The sequence below is a fragment of the Streptomyces sp. NPDC048584 genome (assembly GCF_043199595.1).
Taxonomy (GTDB): domain Bacteria; phylum Actinomycetota; class Actinomycetes; order Streptomycetales; family Streptomycetaceae; genus Streptomyces; species Streptomyces edwardsiae.
This window is the reverse complement of the sequence record NZ_JBICWF010000001.1, coordinates 990,364-1,007,555: the sequence shown is the minus strand read 5'-3', so window position 1 is coordinate 1,007,555 and position 17,192 is coordinate 990,364. Positions and strand designations below refer to the sequence as shown.

Below are 17,192 nucleotides of genomic sequence, written 5' to 3'. Positions count from 1 at the left end.
TCGTCCTCGGCCTGGAAGGTCCGCACACCGAAGTTCTTGTGCCGGCTCAGCTCGTGCAGGATGTCCGACGCCGGCGTGATCGGATAGGAGCCCAGATACAGCGGCAGGTCGGCCTGCTGTGCCGCCGCGATCAGTCCGTACGACAGGGCCAGGTTCCCGGAGATGTTCCGGTACGTCCCCGCCGGGAACGCCGCCGGGGCGACCTCGTAGGAGACCGCGAAGTCCTCCGTCGTCTCACCGAAGTTGAAGCCGGCGCGGAACGCGGCGATGTTCGCCGCCGCGATGTCCGGCTTCTTGGCGAACTTCGACTTCAGCCACCGCTCCGTACCGTCCGTCGGCCGGTGGTACATCCACGACAGCAGTCCGAGCGCGAACATGTTCTTGCTGCGCTCGGCCTCCTTGCGGGTGAGGTCGAATTCCTTGAGCGCTTCCACGGTGAGGGTGGTCAGCGGTACGGGGTGGAGGTGGTAGCCGTCGAGTGAGCCGTCTTCCAGGGGACTGTTGTCGTAGCCCACTTTCTGCATGGCGCGTTTGGTGAACTCGTCGGTGTTGACGATGATCTCGGCCCCGCGGGGCAGGTCGGCGATGTTCGCCTTGAGTGCGGCGGGGTTCATCGCGACGAGGACGTTGGGGGCGTCGCCGGGGGTGAGGATGTCGTGGTCGGCGAAATGGAGCTGGAAGGACGAGACACCGGGCAGGGTGCCCGCGGGTGCGCGGATCTCGGCCGGGAAGTTCGGCAGCGTCGACAGATCGTTGCCGAAGGACGCGGTCTCCGAGGTGAAACGGTCACCGGTGAGCTGCATACCGTCACCCGAGTCCCCCGCGAACCTGATGATCACCCGGTCCAGCCGGCGGACCTCCGCCGTGCCGGGTGCCCGGCTCGCCGATGCTCCCGTGGACACCATGTCGGAGCCTCTTCTCTACTCGCTCGCGGGCACCTTCGAAGCCCGGATGCTGGCAGCACCCGCTGACGGAACGCTGACGACGGGCTGGGCACGGGACCGGCCCACCGGGGCTCGAGGGGCGGGGTCAGTGCGGTGTCAGCGACGTGTCCGTCCGCCCGGTTAGCCTGCGCCTGCCGTTCAACAGCCCGGTGAGGCCTGGACGCGCGCTCTCCACCTGTCTTTCCTCGGCTCCTCGCCCGGGGACGTATCGAGAGGGCTCTTAGATGCACGAACTCCAGCAACTGGCGATCCGGGCCGGGACGGAGCTGGAAGAGGCACCGGCGCTGGAGATCCTGCGCTGGGCCGTGGACACCTTCGGCTCACGCCTGTGCGTCACATCCTCGATGGAGGACGCCGTGGTGGCGCACCTCGCCGCGCGGGTCGCGCCGGGAGTGGATGTCGTCTTCCTCGACACCGGCTACCACTTCCCCGAGACCATCGGCACCCGTGACGCGGTCGACGCCGTCCTCGACGTCAACCTGGTCACCCTGCTGCCCCGGCAGACGGTCGCCGAGCAGGACGCCGAGTACGGCCCCGAACTGCACCGCCGCGACCCCGACCGGTGCTGCGGCCTGCGCAAGGTCCAGCCGCTGGAGGAAGGGCTGGCACGCTACGACGCCTGGGTCACCGGGCTGCGCCGGTTCGACTCGCCGGAACGCGCCGGGACACCGGTGGTCGACTGGGACGCCAGGCGGCGGAAGGTGAAGGTGTCGCCCATCGCCCGATGGACCCGCGAGGACGTGGACACGTACATCGCCGAACACGGAGTGCTGGTCAACCCATTGCTCTCGGACGGCTACGGCTCAGTGGGCTGTGCACCCTGTACCCGGCGGCTGCTCCCGGGCGAGGACGCCCGGGCCGGCCGCTGGACCGGGAGCGCCAAGACGGAATGCGGACTCCACACATGACGACCGAGACAGACATCCCCGTACGGCATCTGGACGCACTCGAATCCGAGGCGGTGCACATCTTCCGTGAGGTGGCGGGGGAGTTCGAACGCCCCGTCATCCTGTTCTCCGGCGGCAAGGACTCCATCCTCATGCTGCACCTGGCGCTGAAGGCGTTCGCGCCGGCGCCGCTGCCGTTCTCACTGCTGCACGTCGACACCGGGCACAACTTCCCCGAAGTGCTCGACTACCGCGACCGCACCGTCGCCGAGCACGGTCTGCGGCTGCACGTGGCCTCCGTGCAGGACCACATCGACCGCGGACTCCTCAGGGAACGCCCCGACGGCACCCGCAACCCCCTGCAGACGGCGCCGCTCGTCGAGGCGATCCACACCCAGCGTTTCGACGCGGTGTTCGGCGGCGGGCGCCGGGACGAGGAGAAGGCCCGCGCCAAGGAACGGGTGTTCAGCCTCCGGGACGAGTTCGGCGGCTGGGACCCGCGCCGGCAGCGGCCGGAACTCTGGCAGCTCTACAACGGCCGGCACGCCCCCGGCGAACACGTGCGCGTGTTCCCGCTGTCCAACTGGACCGAGCTGGACGTGTGGCAGTACATCGCCCGTATGAAGATCGAGGTCCCCTCCATCTACTACGCCCATGAACGTGAGGTCTTCCTGCGCGGCGGCATGTGGCTGACCGCGGGCGACTGGGGCGGCCCCAAGGACGGCGAGCCGGTGGAGACGCGGACCGTGCGCTACCGCACCGTCGGCGACATGTCCTGCACCGGCGCGGTCGAGTCCGACGCCGCCGACCCGTACGCGGTGATCACGGAGATCGCGGCGTCACGGCTCACCGAGCGCGGCGCGACCCGCGCGGACGACCGTATGTCGGAGGCCGCGATGGAGGACCGTAAGCGCGAGGGATACTTCTGATGACACTGGGCACCGAGCACCACCACGCCACCGCCGCACCCGACGCCACCCTGCTGCGGTTCGCCACCGCCGGCTCCGTCGACGACGGCAAGTCCACCCTGGTGGGCAGGATGCTGCACGACTCCAAGTCGCTGCTGTCCGACCAGCTGGAGGCCGTCGAACGTGCCTCCCGCTCACGCGGTCAGGAGGCGCCCGACCTGGCGCTGCTCACCGACGGACTGCGCGCCGAACGCGAGCAGGGCATCACCATCGACGTTGCCTACCGCTACTTCGCCACCGCCCGGCGCAGCTTCATCCTGGCCGACACCCCCGGGCATGTGCAGTACACCCGGAACATGGTCACCGGGGCGTCCACGGCGGAACTGGTGATCGTCCTGGTCGACGCCCGGCACGGCGTCGTCGAACAGACCCGGCGGCACGCGGCCGTCGCCGCCCTGCTGCGGGTTCCGCACGTGGTCCTCGCGGTGAACAAGATGGACCTCGTCGGCCACGCCGAGTCCGTCTTCGCCGACATCGCCGCCGAGTTCACCGGCTACGCGAAGGAGCTCGGCGTCCAGACGGTCACCGCGGTCCCCATCTCCGCCCTCAACGGTGACAACGTGGTCGCGCCGTCCGCGCACATGGACTGGTACGGCGGCCCCACCATGCTGGAACACCTCGAGACCGTACGGGTCACGGCCGAACCGGCGCACGCCCCCGGCCGTTTCCCCGTGCAGTACGTCATCCGGCCGCAGACCGCCGACCACCCCGACTACCGGGGTTACGCCGGGCTGATGGCTTCCGGCAGTCTGCACGTCGGACAGGACGTCGTCGTCCTGCCGTCGGGCCGCCGGTCGGTCGTCAGCGGCATCGATCTCCTCGGCGAGCGGGTCGAGTCGGCCCGCGCACCGCAGTCGGTGACCGTGCTGCTCGCCGACGATCTCGACGTGTCCCGCGGTGACTTGATCGCGCCCGCCGGGTCCGCGCCCACGGTGACGCGGGAGTTCGAGGCCACGGTCTGCCATCTGGTCGACCAGCCGCTCGTCCCGGGCCGCAAGGTGCTGCTCAAGCACACCACCCGGACCGTGCAGGCGGTGGTGCGGGAGATAGAGAGCCGGGTCACGCTCGACCCGCTCAGCCGGTACCCCGACCCCGGGCGTCTGGTCGCCAACGACATCGGCCGGATCCGGGTCCGCACCGCCGAGCCGATCGCCCTGGACCCGTACGTCGTCTCCCGCCGTACCGGCTCGTTCCTGCTGATCGACCCGGCCGACGGGGCGACCCTGACCGCGGGCATGGCCGGCGAGTCCTTCGCCGCACGCGCCCCCGGAGGGCCCGGCGCATGAGCGGTGCGGGACGCCTGCGTACGGTCGTGGCGGCACTGCTCGCCCTGGCCGTCGTCGCCGGCTGCGGCTACGGGTCCGAGCGCGTCGACACCGGCGCCGATGTCGAGCCCTCGGGCCCGAAGCTGTCCGTGGACGAGGTGCGGGTCGGCCACTTCCCCAACCTCACGCACGCCACCGCCCTGGTCGGCGTGCACGAGGGCATCCTCCAGCGGGAACTCGGCGGTACGAGACTGTCCGCGACCACGTTCAACGCGGGCCCCGCCGCGATCGAGGCACTGACCTCCGGCTCCGTCGACCTCGCCTGGATCGGCCCGTCCCCGGCGATCAACAGCTACACCCGGTCGCACGGGAAGAGCCTGCGCATCGTCGCCGGGGCCACCTCCGGCGGGGTCAGGTTCGTCGTCGACCCGAAGAGGATCAGGACGACCGCCGACGTCAAGGGCAAGCGCATCGCCAGCCCACAGCTCGGCAACACGCAGGATGTGGCCCTGCTCGACTGGATCGCCCGGCAGGGCTGGAAGGTGGACCCGGCCTCCGGACGCGGCGACGTGTCCGTGGTGCGCACCGACAACAAACTGGCGCCCTCCGCCTACAAGTCCGGCTCCATCGACGGGGCCTGGGTTCCCGAGCCGACAGCCTCCCTGCTGGTCGCCGAAGGCGCGAAGGTACTGCTCGACGAGTCGAGCCTGTGGCCGGACCGGAAGTTCGTGATCACCAACCTCGTGGTGTCGCAGCGTTTCCTGACGGAGCACCCCGACGTTGTCGAGGCGGTCGTGCGCGGATCGGTGCGCACCAACGCGTGGATCAACGCGGAACCCGGCCGGGCGAAGGAATCCGCCAACGAGGCACTGAAGGCACTGACCGGGAAGGCACTGCCGGACGAGATCATCGACGGCGCCTGGCCGTCCCTCACGTTCACCGACGACCCCCTGGCCGGCTCCCTCGGCACCCAGGCCGAACACGCCGTCCGCGCCGGGCTGATGGAACGGCCCGACCTGCACGGCATCTACGACCTCGGCACGCTCGACGCGATCCGCGCGGACGAGGGCCGGCCGCCCGCCGACGACGCCGGGCTCGGAGTGTCATGAGGCCCGGCAGCGCGCCGACCGCCGTACCCGCACCCAGGAGTTGACCCCAGTGCATCCGACAACGATCACGGTGAAGGACGCCGCGTCCGGCGCGGCCGGCCTCGCACCCCGCACCCCGGCCGTCCGTGTGGTCGGCGCCCACAAGTCCTTCGTCCGGCCCGAGGGCGCCCAGACCGTCCTTCAGGACATCAGCATCGACGTCGCGCCGGGCGAGTTCATCTGCCTGCTCGGGGCGTCCGGCTGCGGCAAGTCCACCCTGCTCAACCTGGTGGCCGGGCTCGACGAACCCACCTCCGGCCGGATCGAGGTCACCGGCGGGCGGCCCGCCCTGATGTTCCAGGAACACGCCCTGTTCCCGTGGCTCACGGCCGGCAAGAACATCGAACTGGTGCTCAGGCTGCGGGGCGTGTCCCGGCCCGAACGCCGGACCCGGGCCGAGGAACTGCTCGGCCTGGTACGGCTGCAGGACGCGTACGGCAAGCGGGTCCACGAACTCTCCGGCGGTATGCGGCAGCGTGTCGCCCTCGCCCGCGCCCTCGCGCAGGATTCCGAAGTACTGCTGATGGACGAGCCGTTCGCCGCGCTCGACGCCATCACCCGTGACGTCCTGCACGAGGAACTCACCCGGATCTGGCAGGAGACGGGCGTCTCCGTCCTGTTCGTCACCCACAATGTGCGCGAGGCGGTACGACTGGCGCAGCGCGTCGTCCTGCTGTCGTGCCGGCCCGGCCGGATCGCCCGCGAGTGGACCATCGGCATGCCGCAGCCGCGCCGAATCGAGGACCCCACGGTGGCCGAACTGTCCGCCGAGATCACCGACCAGCTGCGGAAGGAGATCCGGCGCCATGGGCGGCACTGACATCCGTACGGCGAAACCGGGCGGCGCCGACGAGGAACTCGCGGGACTGGAAGCGGGCCTGGACTCGCTGGACTCGGTGCCCGTGTCCCGGACGCCGGTGGGGCAGGTGCTGCGGCAGAAGGTGGCGCCGCCGTTGCTGGGGGCCGCCTTCGTCCTGGTGGCATGGCAACTGGTGCACGCCGGGGGACTGGTGTCCGAGGAGCGGCTGCCGGGGCCGCGGGCCGTCGGGGACAGCTTCCTCACGCTGTGGCGGCAGGGGACCCTCTTCGAGATCGTGTGGACCAGCCTGGAACGGGGGCTGCTCGGATTCCTGGCCGCGCTCGCCATCGGGACGCCGCTGGGGCTGGTCGTGGCGCGGGTGCCGTTCGTGCGGGCGGCGCTGGGACCGGTGCTGTCCGGGCTGCAGTCCCTGCCGTCCGTGGCGTGGGTGCCGGCGGCGATCATGTGGTTCGGGCTGACCGACGCGGCGATGTACACGGTGATCCTGCTCGGGGCGGTGCCGTCGATCGCGGTGGGGCTGGTGTCGGGCATCGACCAGGTGCCGCCGCTGTATCTGCGGGCCGGGCGGACGATCGGGGCGACGGGGCTGCGCGGGGCGCGGTACATCGTGCTGCCGGCGGCGCTGCCGGGGTACACGGCGGGGCTGAAGCAGGGGTGGGCGTTCTCGTGGCGGTCGCTGATGGCGACGGAGCTGATCGCGTCGTCGCCGGATCTCGGGGTCGGGCTGGGGCGGTATCTGGCGAACTCCCGGGAGGCGATCGATCTGCCGGGGGTGTTCTTCGGGATCCTGCTGATTCTGGCTGTCGGGGTGCTGATCGATCTGTTGGTTTTCAGCCCGTTGGAGCGCAGGGTGCTGCGCAGCCGCGGGTTGCGTTGAGCCCGGGGGCGGCCGTGGGGTCGTAGTTGTTGCGGCGCGGGAGCGCGGTGCGGATGCCTTGCACCGTGGCCTGCGGCCGGCCTCGGTCAGCGGGTGCGGCCTTCGCCATTCTGCCCTTGGGGGTGGGTGGCGGGGGCCGTACGTGCGTTTCGGGGGAGCGGGCCGGCTGCTTGCCCGCGGTGGGGGCTGGGCGGGGGTGGGTTGCGCGGCCCGGCGTCGGCGGGGTGCCGTCGTGTCCGCCCGTGCGGCGGGGTTGCGCGGTGGCCCGGAATCGTGGCCGGGCGGAGGGGTGTTGCGCGGCCCGGCGCTTGCGGGGTGCCGTCGCGCCCACCCGTGCCGCCCTGCGGGACGATTGCCCGCGGCTGGGGGAGGGGCGGGGGTGTTCGCGCGGCCCGGCGTCGGCGGGGTGCCGTCGCGTCCGCCCGTGCCGCCCTGCGGCACGATTGCCCGCGGCTGGGGGAGGGGCGGGGGTGTTCGCGTGGCCCGGCGTCGGCGGGGTGCCGTCGCTGCCGCCCTGCGGCACGATTGCCCGCGGAGTGCGGAGGGGCGGGGATGTGCGGAGGCGCCCCCGGCTTCACCTGAGGTGAGGTGGGGGCGCCTTTGGGGTGGGTCAGGAGAAGGTCGAGTCCTCGGCCTGGGTCAGCCATTGCGTGAAGGACTCCGACTCGTCGGCGCGCTCCCTGCGGTAGGTGCGGACCAGGTTCTCCACGAAGTCGGGGAGGTCGGTCGCCAGGACCTTGACGCCTCGGGGTTTGCGGCCGAAGGCCGCCTCGTCCTCCTGGGAGAGGGAGAGCGCGCCGCCCAGGTGCACCTGGAAGCCCTCCACCTGCGTGCCGTCCGGGCCCGGGAGGAGCTGGCCCTTCAGACCGATGTCCGCGACCTGCGTGCGCGCGCACGCGTTCGGGCAGCCGTTGAGGTTGATGGTGATGTCCGCCCGCTGGTCCCCGAGCCGCCGTTCCAGCTCGGTCACCAGCTCCGCCGCACGGGCCTTCGTCTCGACGATCGCGAGCTTGCAGTACTCCAGACCCGTGCACGCCATCGTGGCCCGCCGCCACGGCGAGGCGTCCACCCGCAGGTCGAGCGCCTCGAGGTCGCGGACCAGCGGCTCCGGGTCCGCCACGTCCAGGACCAGCACCTTCTGGTACGGCGTCAGCCGCACCCGGTCCGAACCGTGCGCCTCGGCGGCGTCCGCGAGCGCGGCCAGCCGGGTGCCGGAGACCCTGCCGACCACCGGCGCCGCACCCACGTAGTACAGCCCGTCCCGCTGCTTGTGCACACCGATGTGGTCGACCGGCGAGGCCGGCAGCACCGGGGCAGGCCCGTCGGCGAGCCGCCGCCCGAGGTACTCCTTCTCCAGCACCTCCCGGAACCGCTCCACCCCCCAGTCGGCGACGAGGAACTTCATCCGGGCCCGGTTGCGCAGCCGCCGGTAGCCGTAGTCGCGGAACAGGCCGACCACCCCCGCCCACACCTCGGGCACCTCGGCGAGCGGCACCCACGCGCCGGCCCGGTCCGCCAGCCGCGGGGCGGTCGACAGGCCGCCCCCCAGCCACAGGTCGAACCCGGGCCCCAGCTCGGGGTGCTCCACCCCGAGGAAGGACACGTCGTGGATCTGGAAGGGGACGTCGGGCAGCCAGGAGACGGACGTCTTGAACTTGCGCGGCAGATTGGACAGTTCCGGGTCACCGATGAACCGCTCGGTGATCTCCCGGATCGCGGGCGTGGCGTCCAGCACCTCATCGGCGCTCACCCCGGCGACCGGGCTGCCCAGGATGACGCGCGGACAGTCCCCGCACGCCTCCGTGGTGGACAGCCCCACCGCCTCGAGCCGGCGCCAGATCTCCGGCACGTCCTCGATGCGGATCCAGTGGAACTGGATGTTCTGCCGGTCGGTGATGTCGGCGGTGTCCCGCCCGAACTCGGTCGACAACGCCGCGATCTCACGCAGCTGGGCGACGTTCAGCCCGCCCCCGTCGACGCGCACCCGGAGCATGAAGTGCTCGTCGTCGAGCTCCTCCGGGGCGAGGGTCGCGGTGCGTCCGCCGTCGATACCGGGCCGCCGCTGGGTGTAGAGCCCCCACCAGCGGAACCTGCCCCGCAGATCGTCGGACGGAATGGAGGCGAAGCCCTCCCGTGCGTAGACCTTCTCGATGCGCTCCCGCACCAGCAGCGGATCCTCCGCCTGCTTGAACCGTTCGTTGTCGTTCAGTGGTTCCCGCTCGCCGAGTGCCCACTGGCCGTCGACGCGCTTGCGGTCCCGGGTCATTGCTCATCCCTCCCTCATCGGGCCGCTGACCGGCGAGATCATTCCCGACGGCAGCCAGTCGGCACCGGACGCTCCGTGCTGGTGGCCGCCGGTGTCCCCACCGTCCGCGGAGATCATGGTTCCGGGCACATAGGCGGTGGAGGCGGCGTAGAGACGGGGCCGCGGGGCCGGCTCCTCGCCGCGGGCCCGCTGCCAGGCCGTATAGCCGCTGCCGGACGGGTACTCGCCGGGCAGCCGCGCGGCCAGCGCCTCGGTGTACTCCATGGCTTCCTTCGTACGCGGGGTGAAACGCAGCGGTATCAGCTGGCCGGCGCTCGGCGTGAGCACCGAACGGGCCAGCAGCCAGGGGGCGAGATAGACGCCCTGGGCACGGGTCGTCCCGCCCTCCACGGCGTCGGCGACCTCCGTGGCCCCGGCCCACCCGGACGTGACGATCACCGGGCGGTCCTTGCCGGGACCGGTGACGGTGATGCCCTCCTGCCGGGCCTGCGCACGGACCGCGGCGGCGGCCTTCCGGCCGCGTGGCGACTCGTCGGAGACCAGGCCCAGGGCCAAAACCTCACGGCCGGCGAGGAAGCGGACCATGGCGCGCAGCGCGTCCGCGTCCTCGGCGGTGAGCGTGTCGGACGGGCAGGCGGTGAGCGGCCGGTTCTCGCCGGCGACGAGCGCCCCGGCCGCGGACGCGGCGCATTCGGGCGCGTCCGCGGTCGTCAGCGCCCGCGGCGCCGCCGTACGGCCGCTCCCGGTGTCGACGGTCAGCGACGCGTTCGCGCCGCCCGCGGACACCCGTAGGGTGCTGCTGCCCTCCGGCAGGTCCACCGAGACCCAGGTCTGGGCGCTGCCCGGCCGGCGACGCCCCTCCCGCAGAGCGTCGCCGTCGGCCGCGGCCTTCGCGTCGGCCGCGCCGATCCCCACCAGATTGCGGCCGGGACGGCCGGGCACCACCAGGACGCCGACCTGCTTGCCGCCCAGGTGCAGCGTCCGCAGCACCGGCGTTCCGGGCGGGGACGGCCGGTCCGCCACGGCCTCGCCGTGCGCCGTGCCGCCGTGCGCCGTCGTACGGTCCGGCGCGTCCACCGGGCGCAGCGCCGCGCCCAGGACGAACGAGATCACCAGGACGCACAGCGCGCCGGAGGCGAAGAGATACGGGCGCGGCAGCGTCTTGCGCCGGACCAGGAATCCGACGCACACCAGCCCGATGACGGCGGCGAGTGCGAGCAGCGGCAGTGTTCCCCCGGCCGACGACTCCTGAACATGGGCCAGGTGCCCACCGCCCGGGGGAATGGCGGAGGGCACCTGGGTCTCGGTGGACCCGGTCACTTCAGGACGCTGTCGCTGACGGTGAACAGGATCCCGTGCGGGCGGGCCGGACCGGTGTCGCCGTGCGGCCACGACGTACGGTCGAAGTCCACGCAGGGCTTCCCGGTGTTCTCGTCACGGAACCGGGTGTCCTGGCGCAGCTTGCCCGACTTGCCGAGGTCGTACATGCAGACCTCGTGGTTGCCGTCGCCGCTGAAGGAGCCGGCGATGAAGTAGTTCGAGGTGGCGATACGGCTGATCTGCTCGGTCTCCTTGTAGTGACCGCCGCGCACCTGCTTGAAGTTGTCCATGGCGCCCCAGTGCGGGCCGCCGTCGGTGGTGTCACGGATCGGCATCGCGGAGGTGACCGCCGGGCAGTCCCGCTCGTGGCCGCCGCGGTAGGCCTCGTGGATCGTGTCGATGTCGCACTTGGGGTCGTCGCCCGCGGCCAGCAGCTTGCGGATGTCCAGGACGTAGACCATGCCCGTGGTCTTGTCGAGCGGGGCGCCGTACGGCGTCGACTGGCCCATGACCGTGTGGAACAGATAGCGGTCGTCGGGGCTGACCATCAGCCAGCTTCCCGCGTCGCCCGCGCCGGTGACGTCCCGGTCGGCGCCGGCCTTGCGGTAGGCGGTGGTGTCGTCGAAGACCTCCCGCCACTCAGGGTCCGGCACGGTCACGTCCGGGGCGTAGAAGATCGCTCCGCCCAGCATGGACGAGGCGAACGCGCCCTTGTGGTGCTTCTTGTGGGGCAGCGCCGGCTCCATGACGACCCGGGACTCGTGCCACATCTTCTCGTCCTCGCGCGCGGCGCGGGGTCCGTCGGGCATCTTGCTGACGGAGAGCAGCTCGGGGTCGTCCCGGTTGGTGATGTCCCAGACGCGGACCGTCTGCCGCGCCAGGCTCGCCTGGTCGGGCAGCTTGGGGCTCAGGAAGTGCCGGGCCTCGACGAAGTCGCTCGCCACCATGATGTTGCGCTCTTCGCTGACCATGATGCCGTGCGGGTTGGCGCAGGTGGCCTTCGAGAGCTTCGGCACGTTGCCGCACTGCTCGGGGTCCTCGCCCTCGGCGAGGGCGGCGGGGATCTCGGCGATCGTCTGGCCGTTCTCGTCCATGCGGACGATCTCGCCGGGCGATCCGGCCGCGCCGTTGCCCTCCCGGACCTCACCGTTGGTGTAGGTACAGGGGCCGGGCACGTCGGGTCCGCCGAGGTAGGTGGCGTACGCGGTACCGTCGCGCAGCACCTGGAAGGCGTCCGGCGCGGTGCCACAGGGGGTGTCGACCGTCGAGTTCACACCGACCAGCTTCAGGGCCGGCAGCGCCTTGGTGTCGAAGACGAAGACGGTGTCCGCCAGCAGGCCGCCCGCGAAGAGACGGTCGCCCTTGTGCCACACGTACTGCATGTGGTGGGCCTCGTTGGACAGGCCCGGCCCCAGCGTGACGGTGTTGACGACCTCGCCGTAGGTCCGCGAGTCGCGGGTGGCGTCGACGACCGCGAGGAAGTCGGGCTTGGCGGGGTCCGCCGAGCCGGCCCAGGTGAGCATCCACTCGCGTCCCCGCCCGCCGGCGGAGGGCAGCAGGTTGTTGGTGGCGGTGTAGGTGACGCCGTCGTTGCCCTTGAACTTCGACGTCGTCCGCTCGGGTTCGGGTGATGCGGTGGCGTTGCCGGATCCTGTCAGCAGGGCTGCGGTCAGGCCGGCTGTCGTGAGACAGACGGCCAGGCGGGATGCTCTGCCCGGCCGTCCGAGGCTGAATCGTCGCACGTCGCGGATGCTCCTCTCGCGGAGCGATGGTGGTGTTCCAACTGGCGCCGGTACCTTCCCAGAGCCCGCTGACGTGCCACTGACGCTGCGATCGGGTGCGACTTCCGGCCGTTTTCCGGGAGTTCGCGAGTGCCGTGTTTCAGGTGCCTCACATGCTCCTGGGATGTCAGGAGTTGAGGAGCCAGCCCGCGTCACGGGCGATACGGATGGCGTCGAGACGGTTACGCGCGTCGAGTTTGGCGACGATGGTCGTCATGTAGTTGCGCACGGTGCCCGGTGACAGATGCAGATGCTCGGCGATCTCGGCCGTCTCCGCCCCGGCCGCGGCGAGCCGCAGCACATCGGCCTCGCGTGCCGTGAGCGGACTCGCCTGGCCCTCCCAGGCGGCCAGCGCCAGCTCCGGTGAGATGACGCGTTCGCCGGCCATGATCCGGCGTACGGCCTTGACGAGATGCTCCACCGGCGCGTTCTTGACGAGGTAGCCGTCGACCCGCACGTCCTGCGCGCGGCGCAGCACATTGGGCGCGTCCAGCACGGTGAGCACCAGGATGCGGGAGTCGGGTAACTGGTCGCGTAACCGCTCGGCCGCGGTGAGGCCGTCCAGGCCGGGCATGTTGACGTCCACGATCACGAGGTCGGGACGGGTGTCCTCGGCGGCCTCGAGGACGTCCTCCCCGGAACCGACCTCGGCCACCACCCGGATGTCGTCCTCGAGTTCCAGCAGTGCGGCGAGCGCCTCCCGCACCATTTGTACATCTTCCGCCAAGAGAACACGTATCACACACATCCCCCCCGCAGATGGTCCCGGCCTTGGCCAGAATCATAGACATGCGAGGCGCGAACATGTCGCGGAAAAGCTGCGGTCGGTGTTCCGGCGGAAGCGCGGTGTTACGCCGCGTTGGCCAGTTTGCCCAGACTGGTTTGCAGATGCGCCGATGCTCCCGGCGGTACGGACAGGGTGGCGGACGGTACGACGGCGACCACCCGGAAGGTCCCGCCGGGGGAGCGCCGGCTCTCCAGGGTGCCGCCGAGGGCGGTCACCCGCTGGCGGAGATTGCCCAGGCCACTGCCGCCGCCGGGTGAGGAGCCGCGCCCCGCGCGGGTGGCGCCGTCGTTGACGACCTCCAGCCGTACGGTGCCGGGTCCCGCGGTCAGCAGGACGGCGCAGCGGGAGACGTCACTGTGCCGGAGCATATTGGTGACGCACTCCCGCAGGACCGCGGACAGCGCGGTGCCTGCCTCGCCGCGGGACGGCAGCGCGGTCACCTGGAGCGTGACGTCGATGCCGACGGTGTCGAGCAGCGAGGCCGCGGCCCGCACCTCGCTGAACAACGGCAGTTCCCGGTAGCCGCGTACGGCCATCCGGACCTCGGCCATCGACTGCCGTGCCGTACGCAGGAGCTGGTCGGTCTGCGCGGCGGCCAGCTCGGGGCGGGACTGGAAGGTGCGGTGCAGCAGCTCGGCGCGCATCGCGAGCGCCGAGAGGGTGTGGCCCAGCAGGTCGTGCAGATCGCGGGCGAAGCGGGACTGCTCGTTCTGGACGGCGGCACGCGCGAAGTCCTCGCGTGACTGCCGCAGGTGACGGACCATCAGCATGGTGCTGGAGAGGATGAAGGCCATGAGTCCCGTGACCAGGAGTCCGAGGCCCATGGAGACGAGGTGGACGGGCGAGCCGTCCGCGCGGGTGGCGGCGAGCGGACCGGTGATCACCACGACGGCGAACAGCGGCCAGGCGTAACGGGGTTGCAGCACCAGGGGCAGTGTGCCCGCCAGATAGCCGGCCAGGACGCAGAACTCCACGTCGAGCACCTCGGCGGAGAGCGCGACGACCAGGATCTGGCCGACGAGCGCGACGGCGGCTCTGCGGGCCGGTCCGCCGTCACGGCCGGAGCGCTGGGTGATGAAGACGCCCACCTGGAGCGCCAGCAGCACTCCGGCCAGCAGCGGAACCATCACCACCTCGGTCGCGGGATGGGTTCTGTCCCGAAGCGAGCTGTGGACCAGGACCGACACGGCGAGCGTGGCCGTGATCAGCAGCGCCAGCAGTCGGCTGACACCCGGCTGGCACAGTCCATTGGCGCGACAGGATGACTTCAGCTGCATCACAGATCCCCTGACCCCCGATTCGACGTTCGTCCTCGCGGTTTCGAGCGGATTGCACCGGCCTGCCGCCGTTCCCGGAGGAACGGCGGCCGGATCTACGGGGTCGCCGAGCTGGGAGTCCGGTCGTTCTCCCGGTCCGCGCCCACCGGGGCCGGGGTGTCCTGGTCCGGCCGCGGGCGGGGAATCGCGAGGGCGCACAGGGCGCCGACCAGGACCACGGCGACACCGATCCAGATGCCCGGCTTCATGCCGTCGACGAAGCCCTGGGCGGTGCGGTCGTCGCCGTAGTGCATGAACACACTGCTCAGGATGGCGGTGCCGAGAGCGCCGCCGATCTCACGGACGGTGTTGTTGGCACCCGACGCCTTACCGCGGTACTGCGGTCCGACCGAGCCCAGCACCACCGCCGCGGTCGGGGCGAAGACGAGGCCCATGCCGATACCCGCGACGATCATGGCGCCGACCATACGCGAGTACGGAGTGTCCGAGGAGGCGACCAGATTGATCCAGGCCAGTCCGATCGCCTGGAGGAAGAGACCGGCCGCCATCAGCCGTCCGCCGCCCACCTTGTCGGTCAGGGCACCGGCGACGGGCGCCACGAACATCGGCATCAGGGTCCAGGCCAGGGTGAGCACACCGGCCTCCAGCGGGGTGCGTACCGGGGCGATCTGGAAGAACTGCGCCAGCAGGAAGATCGACCCGAAAACGCCGAAGTACATGGTCGCGGAGACCAGGTTGGAGAAGACGAAGGCCCGCTTGCGGTAGAAGGACAGCGGAAGCAGCGGCTGGGGCGCCCGGCGCTCCCACATCACGAACAGGGCCAGCAGGACGACACCGCCGGCGAACGCCGACAGGATGATGCCCGAACTCCAGCCCCTGTCCTCGCCGTTCACGATCGCCCAGACCATGGAGAGGAGTCCCGCCGTCGCGAGGAGCATGCCGAGCAGGTCCAGCCGGGTCCCGTCCAGGGAGCTCTCGCGGAGTACCGCGAGGATCAGCGGGATCGCCACCAGGCACACCGGGACGTTGATCCAGAAGATCCACTGCCAGTCGAGCCCGTCGACCACCGCGCCGCCCACCACGGGACCGAGCGCCACGGCCATACCGCTGACCGCGGACCACAGGCCGAGGGCGAGGTTGCGCTTCTTGTCCGGAACCTCCTCCGCGAGGAGGGTCAGCGACAGCGGCATCACGGCCGAGGCGCCCAGGCCCTGCAGCGCCCGCATGACGATGAGCTGCTCGCTGCTGTCGGAGAGGCCGCAGCCGATCGAGGCCAGGGTGAACAGCGCGATGCCTGCCACGAAGACCCGGCGCCGGCCGAACCGGTCACCCAGCGCCGCCCCCGTCAGCAGCAGACAGGCGAAGCTGAGGACGTAGGCGTTGACGAACCACTGCAGCTGCTGAGTGGACGCCTCCAGATCGACGGCCAGGGTCCGCAGCGCCGTCGACACCACCAGGTTGTCGAGCGCGACCATGAACATCGGCAGACTGCACGCGACGATGACCACCCATAAGGGCCTCCGGTTCTCCCCGGCGCCCCGGGCGGCGAGCCGGGGCACGGCTCCACCCTCCCCAGACTTGATCGTGCTCATGACAAAACCTCCATGGTGCGGGCCCGTGCGAGGGCGGAAGGGAAGGGGGAGTGGAGCGGGGGGATTCAGGCCGCGTGGCCGCTTTGCGCGGCGTCCTCGCCTGCCTTGGCGTCGAGCCGTCGCTTGGCCTCGTCCCAGCTGATCGGCAGCTCCGCGGAGCCCGCCTCCCAGTAGACGAAGGTCGAACGCCGGCAGGCCGCCCGCGACGCCCGCATCGAGGTGAGATGCGGGTCGGTCTTCGCGTAGGCGAACAGCGTGTCGCGGTCCTGCCAGGCCGACAGGGTGAAGAAGGTGCGCCGCAGCGGCTGTGCGACGAGGGAGGCGCCGTACACGCCGTGCGCGGTCTTCACCTGGCTCCAGGAGCGCAGGGAGTGGACCAGGAATTTCGGCACGTCCGACAGGGACTTCAGTTCAAAGCGCGACGCCATGACGTAGACGCGCGTGTTCGCAGGTGCGGGGTGAGGGGTGATCCAGCCGAGGGTCGGCATCGCGACACCCACCTTCCAGGAGACGACCGGCTAAGCTCATAATGGATAGTAGCGCGATCCGTTATCCGTTATCCAGTGGATACTAGAACGTAAGTGGAGTTCGATGAAGATCTCGGAGCTCAGCCGCCGCAGTGGGGTGTCCATCCCCACGATCAAGTACTACCTCCGGGATGGTCTGCTGCCCCAGGGACAGCTGACGACGGCGGCCAACCAAGCCGACTACGGCGAGGAGCATCTGCGGCGGCTGCGGCTGATCCGGACCCTGGTCGGTGTGCGGCGGCTGTCGGTGAGCGCGGTCAGGGAGATCCTGGGCGCCATCACCGAGGAGGGCGACCTGCACCAGATCTTCGGCATCGTGATCGACGCCCGGCCGGCCACCAAGCTGCGGAAACAGGACCGGGAGGAGACGGCCGGGGGTGACACGGAAGGTGTCGCGGACGCGCGCCGGCTGATCACCGAGATGGGCTGGGAGGTGTCTCCGGGTACGGCGGCCATCCAGACCCTCGGCGAGGTGCTGGACGCGCTGTCCGATGTGGACTCGGGCATCGGCTGGCAGTCCCTGCTGCCGTACGCGCGGCTGACGGACCGCATCTCGGAGCTGGACGTCAAACAGATGAACGGCGCGTCCGACCTGCTGGAGCTGGCCGAACGCGCCGTTCTTGTCTCGGTGTTGCTGGAACCCGCCCTGCTGGCCCTGCGCCGCCTCGCCCAGGAGGACAAGTCCGCCCGCCTGTTCAGCGGCAGCCCGGGCGGGGGAGAGACGGCGTGAGAG

15 protein-coding genes are annotated in these 17,192 nt (G+C 71.0%); 7 read left to right on the top strand and 8 right to left on the bottom strand.

Going from position 1 to position 17,192, the window contains the following annotated elements:
* A partial coding sequence (locus tag ACGFR9_RS04140) for a 2-oxoacid:acceptor oxidoreductase family protein (RefSeq protein ID WP_393202717.1) occupies positions 1-905 on the bottom strand: 905 nt, incomplete at its 3' end.
* A 263-nt stretch (positions 906-1,168) separates the two neighbouring features.
* On the opposite strand from ACGFR9_RS04140, the gene ACGFR9_RS04135 reads away from it, so the two are divergent.
* The 6 genes from ACGFR9_RS04135 to ACGFR9_RS04110 all read left to right on the top strand — a co-directional run bounded on the left by ACGFR9_RS04135 (position 1,169) and on the right by ACGFR9_RS04110 (position 6,909).
* A complete protein-coding gene (locus ACGFR9_RS04135) occupies positions 1,169-1,852 on the top strand; it encodes a phosphoadenylyl-sulfate reductase (protein WP_393202715.1) in 684 nt (227 codons plus the stop codon).
* On the top strand, positions 1,849-2,760 hold the full coding sequence (gene cysD / locus ACGFR9_RS04130; RefSeq protein WP_393202713.1) for a sulfate adenylyltransferase subunit CysD: 912 nt from the start codon (positions 1,849-1,851) through the stop codon (positions 2,758-2,760). Before ACGFR9_RS04135 ends, cysD begins: the two co-directional genes overlap by 4 nt.
* The gene (locus tag ACGFR9_RS04125; RefSeq protein ID WP_393202711.1) at positions 2,760-4,085 is read left to right on the top strand and encodes a sulfate adenylyltransferase subunit 1; all 1,326 of its coding nucleotides are present in this window, start codon (positions 2,760-2,762) and stop codon (positions 4,083-4,085) included. Before cysD ends, ACGFR9_RS04125 begins: the two co-directional genes overlap by 1 nt.
* Complete coding sequence (locus ACGFR9_RS04120) at positions 4,082-5,173, top strand: ABC transporter substrate-binding protein (RefSeq protein WP_393202709.1); 1,092 nt, start codon at positions 4,082-4,084, stop codon at positions 5,171-5,173. The genes ACGFR9_RS04125 and ACGFR9_RS04120 overlap by 4 nt, the downstream gene beginning before the upstream one ends.
* Positions 5,174-5,300: 127 nt before the next feature.
* On the top strand, positions 5,301-6,032 hold the full coding sequence (locus ACGFR9_RS04115) for an ABC transporter ATP-binding protein (protein ID WP_393202778.1): 732 nt from the start codon (positions 5,301-5,303) through the stop codon (positions 6,030-6,032).
* Complete coding sequence (locus ACGFR9_RS04110) at positions 6,019-6,909, top strand: ABC transporter permease (RefSeq protein ID WP_393202707.1); 891 nt, start codon at positions 6,019-6,021, stop codon at positions 6,907-6,909. The genes ACGFR9_RS04115 and ACGFR9_RS04110 overlap by 14 nt, the downstream gene beginning before the upstream one ends.
* Positions 6,910-7,519: 610 nt before the next feature.
* On the opposite strand, the gene ACGFR9_RS04105 is transcribed toward ACGFR9_RS04110, so the two are convergent.
* The 7 genes from ACGFR9_RS04105 to ACGFR9_RS04075 all read right to left on the bottom strand — a co-directional run bounded on the left by ACGFR9_RS04105 (position 7,520) and on the right by ACGFR9_RS04075 (position 16,420).
* Positions 7,520-9,175 (bottom strand): nitrite/sulfite reductase, encoded by a 1,656-nt coding sequence (locus ACGFR9_RS04105; protein ID WP_393202705.1) that lies wholly within the window; start codon positions 9,173-9,175, stop codon positions 7,520-7,522.
* Positions 9,176-9,178: 3 nt separating this feature from the next.
* A complete protein-coding gene (locus tag ACGFR9_RS04100) occupies positions 9,179-10,495 on the bottom strand; it encodes a hypothetical protein (RefSeq protein WP_393202703.1) in 1,317 nt (438 codons plus the stop codon).
* Positions 10,492-12,237 (bottom strand): hypothetical protein, encoded by a 1,746-nt coding sequence (locus ACGFR9_RS04095; protein ID WP_393202701.1) that lies wholly within the window; start codon positions 12,235-12,237, stop codon positions 10,492-10,494. Before ACGFR9_RS04095 ends, ACGFR9_RS04100 begins: the two co-directional genes overlap by 4 nt.
* A gap of 166 nt (positions 12,238-12,403) precedes the next feature.
* Positions 12,404-13,024, bottom strand: a complete 621-nt coding sequence (locus ACGFR9_RS04090; protein WP_311709521.1) for a response regulator transcription factor — start codon at positions 13,022-13,024, stop codon at positions 12,404-12,406.
* 101 nt (positions 13,025-13,125) lie between these two features.
* Positions 13,126-14,340: a histidine kinase gene (locus tag ACGFR9_RS04085; RefSeq protein WP_311647910.1), complete on the bottom strand. Its 1,215-nt coding sequence runs from the start codon at positions 14,338-14,340 to the stop codon at positions 13,126-13,128.
* Between the two features lie 95 nt (positions 14,341-14,435).
* Positions 14,436-15,932 carry an MFS transporter gene (locus ACGFR9_RS04080; RefSeq protein ID WP_393202699.1) on the bottom strand — a complete coding sequence of 499 codons (1,497 nt, stop codon included), beginning with the start codon at positions 15,930-15,932 and terminating at the stop codon, positions 14,436-14,438.
* 65 nt (positions 15,933-15,997) lie between these two features.
* A complete protein-coding gene (locus tag ACGFR9_RS04075; RefSeq protein WP_393202697.1) occupies positions 15,998-16,420 on the bottom strand; it encodes a DUF3291 domain-containing protein in 423 nt (140 codons plus the stop codon).
* Positions 16,421-16,523: 103 nt separating this feature from the next.
* Here ACGFR9_RS04075 and ACGFR9_RS04070 point away from each other — a divergent pair, with 103 nt between their 5' ends.
* On the top strand, positions 16,524-17,189 hold the full coding sequence (locus ACGFR9_RS04070) for a MerR family transcriptional regulator (protein WP_393202695.1): 666 nt from the start codon (positions 16,524-16,526) through the stop codon (positions 17,187-17,189).
* The last annotated feature ends 3 nt before the right edge of the window (positions 17,190-17,192 follow it).